This window comes from bacterium, assembly GCA_020440705.1.
In the GTDB taxonomy this organism is placed as follows: Bacteria; Krumholzibacteriota; Krumholzibacteriia; order LZORAL124-64-63; family LZORAL124-64-63; genus JAGRNP01.
Map to the genome: position 1 here is coordinate 1 of JAGRNP010000170.1, position 6,328 is coordinate 6,328.

Genomic DNA, 6,328 nt, shown 5'->3' on the forward strand with positions numbered 1-6,328 from the left:
CCAGATGCCAGGCCGGGCCCGGACAGATCCGCTCGGCGACCCCGTCGAGCCAGGCCAGGGCAGTGGCCGGCTCCGCGCCGCGGCGGCGGGCGATCAGCACCGCCAGTTCCCCGGACCAGGGGTTGCGCGCGAGGGTGCGCCGCAGCGCCGGGGGCAACGCGCCCGCCAGCCGTTGCGCCGCCCCCGCCGCCGCCTCGTCGCCGAGGGCCTCGTCCTCCCAGAAGCGGGCCAGTTCCAGCAGCTTGAACCAGCAGTAGAGGTCGTCCGGATCCTCGGCCAGGGTCCGACGGAGCAGCGCCTCGTCGCGCGCCTTCTTGGCCCGGTCGGCGGCGACCTCCCGCACGTAGCCCAGGTGCTCGACGAACCCGGTCAGGTGCCGCAGGACCAGCCCCGTGCGTTCGAGATGGCGTTCGACGTCGTCGAGCACATCCTCGTGGATGCGGTGGCGGAAGCGGATGGCCGGGTCGTTGCGGAACAGGCGCAGCAGGGACGACTCGCGGTGGTGGCCGCCGGGCAGCGCGTTGCGCATGACGACGGTCGCCGCCCCGGCCCGCGGGTCGTCGAGGAGGGCCCGGATCTGCTCGCGCAGCGCGGGCGAGACCCGCTCGTCGGCATCGAGGCAGAGGATCCAGCGCCCCCGGGCGGCGTCCAGGGACGCGTTGCGGGCGGCGGCGAAGTCGTCGTCCCAGGGGTGGTGGACGATCCGGGCGCCCGCGGCCGCGAGCAGGGCCACGGTCCCGTCGGTCGAGCCGGTGTCCGCCACCACCAGTTCGTCCCAGAGGCCTGCGACCGAGGCGAGGAGATCGGGCAGCATCGCGGCCTCGTCGCGGACGATCATGCACAGGCTCAGACGCAGTGCGGCCATGGGGTTCTCCGGGGGGTTCGGGGCCTCCGGCGGCATTATGGGCCCACCGGCACGGATCGTGCAACCGGTGGATCGGCGACCGGGGCCCGCCCGGGGCGCCGTCGCCGCCAAAACCCGCATCAGAGCCCGAAAACCGCCGGGAGGCCCGTTTGAGCACCGCAGCCAAGTACCAGGACGGCCCGCTGGACGCCCGCAAGGTGATCAGTTTCCACCATGTGGACCTCCAGTACCGGGACCAGAAGGCCCTGGCGGACGTCCACTTCAGCGTCGACAACGGCGAATTCCTCTGCATCACCGGTCCGTCGGGGGCCGGCAAGAGCAGCATCCTGCGCCTGATCGCCATGGACGCCTTCCCGACCAGGGGCGAGGTCATGGTGCGCGGCATGCTCGCCAGCAAGATGAACCGGCGCAGCGTGCCGCGGCTGCGTCGCGAGATCGGCTTCGTCTTCCAGGACTTCCGGCTCCTGGCCGACCGCAACGTCGAGGACAACGTGGCTTTCGCCCAGCTCGTCGTCGGCGTGCCCCGGGCGCACATCGTCAAGAACGTCATGCGGGTCCTGACCCAGGTGGGCCTCTACGCCAAGCGCCATCGCCGCGTCCACGAACTGAGCGGGGGCGAGCAGCAGCGCGTGGCCATCGCCCGCGCCATGGTCAACAGCCCCAAGATCCTGCTGGCCGACGAGCCCACCGGCAACCTCGACCCGGTCACGGCCCAGGAGATCATCGACCTGCTCTTCCGCATCAACGACGGCGGCACGAGCGTGATCTTCAGCACCCACGACCACCAGATCGTCAAGACCTTCGGCCAGCGCGTGCTCGTCGTCACCGACGGCCGCATCCTGTCGGACGTCCGGCGCCGCGAGGCGGTCGACCGCAGCGCGAGCCTGGCCGACGCCATGTACCGCACCGAACAGGCCCCCGCCGCCGCGTCCCGGGAGACCGTCCATGCTTAACCGCGCCCAGCTCGTCTACCTCGTCCGGGAGAGTTTCGCCGGCTTCCACCGCCGCAAACTGACCACCGGTGTCACGATCCTGATCATGGGTTCGGCGCTGCTGGTGCTCGCCGTGCTCACCCTGATCACCTTCAATCTCGGTCAGATGCTCGAGACGGCCCGTGCCGGCATCGACCTGCGGGTCTTCATGCGCGAGGGCGTCGCGGCCGAGCGCATGGCCGAACTCCAGCCCCGTCTGGTGGCCATTCCCGGCGTCCAGCAGGTGAGCTGGATCTCGCCGGAGGCCGCCCTGGAGGAGTTCCGCGCCCACCTCGGCGACGACGCCGACGTGCTCTCGCTGCTCGACGAGAACCCGCTGCCCGGATCGTTCCACCTGACCCTCACCGCCGGCGCCCGCAACCTCGAGGCGGTGCAGACCATCCGCGCCGAGATCGCCGCCTGGGACGAGGTGGGGGAGATCCTCTACAACCAGGCCTGGATCGACAGCCTCGAGGAGTGGGCCTTCCGCTTCCGCATGGCCAGCCTCGCCACCGGCCTGATCGTCTTCATCGCCGCGGTCTTCGTCATCTCCAATACCGTCAAGCTGACCATGGCCGCCAGCGCCCGCGTGATCCAGATCCAGAAGCTGGTGGGAGCCACCAACGCCTTCATCCGCACCCCGTTCCTGGCCGAAGGCGCCATCCAGGGTCTGCTGGCGGGGGCCCTGGCGATGGGGCTGCTCGGCCTGGCGGGCTGGTTCCTGGCCGACCGTCTCGGCGGCATCGTCTTCTTCACGCCGGCCCAGATCGTGGGCTTCGTCGTGTTCTGCGTGGGCCTGGGTCTGGTGGGCAGCTGGTCCGCCATGCGCAAGTACCTGACCATGGAAAGCGAGATCTGATGGCACGCCGCCTGCGCCTGGCCGCCCTGGTGGTGGTCCTCGGGACGTTGGGGGTCGGGCCCGTGCGGGCCGCCGACCCCCTCCAGGACACCATCCGCGAGAACACGAACAAGCTCGCCGAGCTGCGGGCCCGCATCCGCGAGAAGCAGGAGGCCATGGACGCCCTGGCCGACCAGGCCGCCGCCGTCGCCCGCAGCCGCGAGGAGATCGAGCAGGAGATCGAGCAGTCGCGCACCCTGACCGCCGAGATGGCCAAGCGCGAGGCCGACCTGGCCGTCCAGAGCGCGACCCTCGCGGGCGTCGTCGACAGCAGTCGCACCCGCTACGCCGACCAGAAAAGGGCTTTGGCGGCCACCCTGCGCGCCATGTACATCCGCGACAAGAAGACCGAGCTGGAGATGGCCCTCACCGCCGACAGCTTCTCCGAGCTGATGACCCGCATGAAGGTGGCCCGCATGCTGGCGCGCCTCGAGGCCGGCGTCGTCGAGCACACGCGCCGGGAAGGTCAGCGCGTGGTGCAGGAGCAGCGCCTGCTCGACGCGGCGCTGGCCGAGATCTGGCAGACCCGCGAGGAGAAGCGGTCCGAGAGCGAACGCCTCGAACTGCTCATGGCCGAGCAGGCGGCGTCGCTGCGCGAACTGGAGACCGAGCGCAAGGACCTGAAGAACAGCCTGCTCGAACTCAACATGAACGAGCAGAAGCTGAACTACATCCTGGCCGACCTGGAGCAGCAGCGCACCGAGACCGCGGCCCGCATGCCCGACACCGACACCGGCGCCGGCAGCCTGGCGGCCCAGGCCGGGCGCCTCGACTGGCCCGTGCAGGGCGAGCTGGTGCGCGGTTTCGGCCGCTCGGTGCACCCGCAGTTCAAGACCGTGACCCTGAACAACGGCTGGAACATCGCCGCCGGCGCGGGGGCCCCCGTGGCCGCCGTGGCGGGCGGCAAGGTCGAGTTCTCCGATGATTTGCCCGGATTCGGCCCATGCGTTATCCTGGACCACGGCGAGGGCTACTACACCCTCTACGCGCATCTGGGCCAGGTCTTCGTCGCCAAGGGCGACGCGATCGCCCGCGGCCAGGTCCTGGCCGAGGTCGGGCGCCCGTCCGGCGCGGAGGAGCCCCAGCTCTACTTCGAACTCCGCCAGGGACGCACGCCCCTCGACCCCGGCGACTGGTTGAAATCCCGGTAGCGGCGTCTGCCGGGGGAAGGCGCGGCCCGACCTTGGCACGACAGGCATTCCTCGGACGCGACGCCGCGCTGGCCACCCTGGCCAGGCTGGCCGAAGCCGGCAAGCTGGGCCAGCCCTTCCTGCTGGTGGGGCCGGAGGGCTCGGGCAAGGAGAACACCGCCCTCGAATTCGCCCGCCGGCTCAACTGCGCCGACCCCGCCGACTGCCGCCCCGGCCACCTCTGCGAAAGCTGCGTCAAGGCCCTCAGCTTCCAGCACCCGGACATCCGCTGGATCGGGCCGGCGCCCGCCACGATCAGGGAAGAGGAGATCCAGGAGCTCTTCCGGCGCAAGATCGCCAACCCCTTCCACCAGGACCCGGCCGCGGCCACCTCCTACGTGAGCATCGGCGATCCGGAGAACCCGGGCCCCATGACGCTGCGCTCGGTGATCCACTTCCTGCGCAAGCGCGCCTTCCAGGGGCGCTACAAGGTGGCCGTGGTGGCCGATGCCCACCGCATGAACGATGCGGCGGCCAACGCCTTCCTCAAGACCCTCGAGGAGCCGCCGGAGAACACCCTGATCTTCCTGCTCGCCACCGGCACGTCGGGCCTGCTGCCGACGATCCTCTCGCGCTGCCAGAAGCTGCGTTTCGAGCCCTGGCCCGAGGCGGAGCTCACCACCCTGCTGGAGGAAGTGGGGCAGGCGACGCCGGAAGAGGCCGCCGCCGCCGCCCGGGCCGCCGACGGCAACGCCCGCCGCGGCCTGGCCTGGCTCGAGCCGGAAGCCCGGCTCATGGGGGCCTGGGCGGTGCAGCTCTGCGACTGGATCCACGCCGGGCGGCGGGGACTGGCCGCCATCAGCGCCGACGAACTGCACCGCGGCCTGGTCTGCCACGCCTGCCTGCGCGGCGACCAGACGCCCCGGACCTTCGAGGTCAAGGATGCGCCCCTGCGGCGCGACCGGGCCATCCAGCTATGCGAGCTGCTCATTCTCCTGTACAGTGACATGGTCGGCAGCCGCGAGGCGGGCCGCGGTGGCGCCTGGCGCCCGCGGCTGGCCCCCGCCGCCGACCTGACGGCCCGGCTCGCCGCCGCGCGCCGCACCGACACCCTGCTCGGGGACATGGCCGCCATCGAGGCCACCCGGCGGGAGATCGACCACAATCTGAACATCGGACTGGCCATGGCCGTCCTGTTCGAGGGACTGATAGATCATGCCGAAACCGACGCGGCCACTGCCCGAGCGGGAGCCGGATAGTCGCCGCCCCCGTCGGGGGGCACGACCGCGCGCCGATCGCCACACGCCCGAGCGGGCGCCGCGCCCGCACGGCGACGAACCCCTCGTCGTCGTCCAGTTCAAGGGCCACCGCAAGAGCTACTACCACAACCGCGCCGGCGTCCCGGTCGCCCCGGGCGCCTACTGCCTGGTCGAGGCCGACCGGGGCCGCGACCTCGGCCGCGTCACCTACGTGGGGCCCGGACGCGACGACTGGTGGCGTCTGGCCGACGCCCAGGGCGTGCTCGCGGTGGCCGGCGAGGACGACCTGCGTCGCCTGCACGACAACCGCGGCGACGAGTGGGAGTTCTGGGACATCTGCCAGGAGAAGATCCGCCACCGCCGACTGGACATGAACCTGGTGGCGGTCGAGCGCCAGTTCGACCACAACAAGATCACCTTCTTCTTCACCGCCGAGCAGCGCGTCGACTTCCGCGCCCTGGTGCGGGACCTCGCCGCCGTCTTCCGCACGCGCATCGAGCTGCGCCAGATCGGCGTCCGCGACGAGGCGCGCCTGAAGGGCGGCCTCGGCCTGTGCGGTCGCGAGTTCTGCTGCTCCCGCTTCCTGCACGACTTCGTGCCGGTGACCCTCAAGATGGCCAAGATCCAGCAGCTGCCCCTGAACCCGGGCAAGCTTTCCGGACCCTGCGGCCGGTTGCGCTGCTGCCTCACCTTCGAGAACGAATCCTACCAGGAGGCCCGCAAGCGCCTGCCCCGGGTGGGCGCCTGCGTCGAGACGCCCGACGGCCCGGGCACCGTGCGGCGGGTCGACCTGCTGCGGCGCACGGCCGCGGTGAGCGGCGAGGGTGGCGACGGCCCGGTGGAGTGGCCGGCCGACCACCTGCGCTGGGACGGCGCCGCGTCGCTGCCGACGCCCCGGACCGAACGGGGCGGGTGCGGCGGCGGCTGTGGCGGCAACGGCGGCTGCGGCGGGAAGGATCCGTCGTGATCGACAGCCACGTGCACCTGAACCGCGCCGAGTTCGCGGGCGAGGTCGAGGCGGTCCTGGCCCGGGCCGCGGCCGCCGGGGTGACCGGTTTCCTCAACGTGGGCTACGACCTGCAGACCAGCCGCGAGTCGGTGGCCCTGGCCGCAGGCGATCCCCGCATCCGCGCCACGGTGGGCGTGCACCCCCACGACGCCGAAACCGTCGCCGACGCGGACGGCCGGGTCACGGCCCGGGGGCG

The 6,328-nt window shown here is 71.8% G+C and carries 7 protein-coding genes; 6 read left to right on the top strand and 1 reads right to left on the bottom strand.

Features of this window, described 5'->3' with window-relative positions:
• The coding region (locus KDM41_16750; protein ID MCB1185076.1) for a glycosyltransferase family 2 protein at nucleotides 1-865 on the bottom strand (865 nt) is incomplete at its 3' end.
• Between the two features lie 197 nt (nucleotides 866-1,062).
• On the opposite strand from KDM41_16750, the gene KDM41_16755 reads away from it, so the two are divergent.
• The 6 genes from KDM41_16755 to KDM41_16780 form a co-directional block, all read left to right on the top strand.
• A complete protein-coding gene (locus KDM41_16755) occupies nucleotides 1,063-1,818 on the top strand; it encodes an ATP-binding cassette domain-containing protein (GenBank protein MCB1185077.1) in 756 nt (251 codons plus the stop codon).
• Entirely contained in the window at nucleotides 1,811-2,695 is an 885-nt protein-coding gene (locus KDM41_16760) for an ABC transporter permease (GenBank protein ID MCB1185078.1), read from the top strand. Before KDM41_16755 ends, KDM41_16760 begins: the two co-directional genes overlap by 8 nt.
• Nucleotides 2,695-3,885 (top strand): peptidoglycan DD-metalloendopeptidase family protein, encoded by a 1,191-nt coding sequence (locus tag KDM41_16765; GenBank protein ID MCB1185079.1) that lies wholly within the window; start codon nucleotides 2,695-2,697, stop codon nucleotides 3,883-3,885. The genes KDM41_16760 and KDM41_16765 overlap by 1 nt, the downstream gene beginning before the upstream one ends.
• A gap of 32 nt (nucleotides 3,886-3,917) precedes the next feature.
• On the top strand, nucleotides 3,918-5,123 hold the full coding sequence (locus KDM41_16770) for a hypothetical protein (GenBank protein ID MCB1185080.1): 1,206 nt from the start codon (nucleotides 3,918-3,920) through the stop codon (nucleotides 5,121-5,123).
• Nucleotides 5,080-6,090: a stage 0 sporulation family protein gene (locus KDM41_16775; protein MCB1185081.1), complete on the top strand. Its 1,011-nt coding sequence runs from the start codon at nucleotides 5,080-5,082 to the stop codon at nucleotides 6,088-6,090. Before KDM41_16770 ends, KDM41_16775 begins: the two co-directional genes overlap by 44 nt.
• On the top strand, nucleotides 6,087-6,328 hold a 242-nt coding region (locus tag KDM41_16780; GenBank protein ID MCB1185082.1), incomplete at its 3' end, for a TatD family hydrolase. The genes KDM41_16775 and KDM41_16780, both read left to right, overlap by 4 nt.

Excerpts from the sequence above, each read along its gene's own strand:
- KDM41_16765 (MCB1185079.1), top strand. The coding sequence starts at position 2,695 with ATGGCACGCCGCCTGCGCCTGGCCGCCCTGGTGGTGGTCCTCGGGACG.
- KDM41_16760 (MCB1185078.1), top strand. The coding sequence starts at position 1,811 with ATGCTTAACCGCGCCCAGCTCGTCTACCTCGTCCGGGAGAGTTTCGCC.
- KDM41_16775 (MCB1185081.1), top strand. The coding sequence starts at position 5,080 with ATGCCGAAACCGACGCGGCCACTGCCCGAGCGGGAGCCGGATAGTCGC.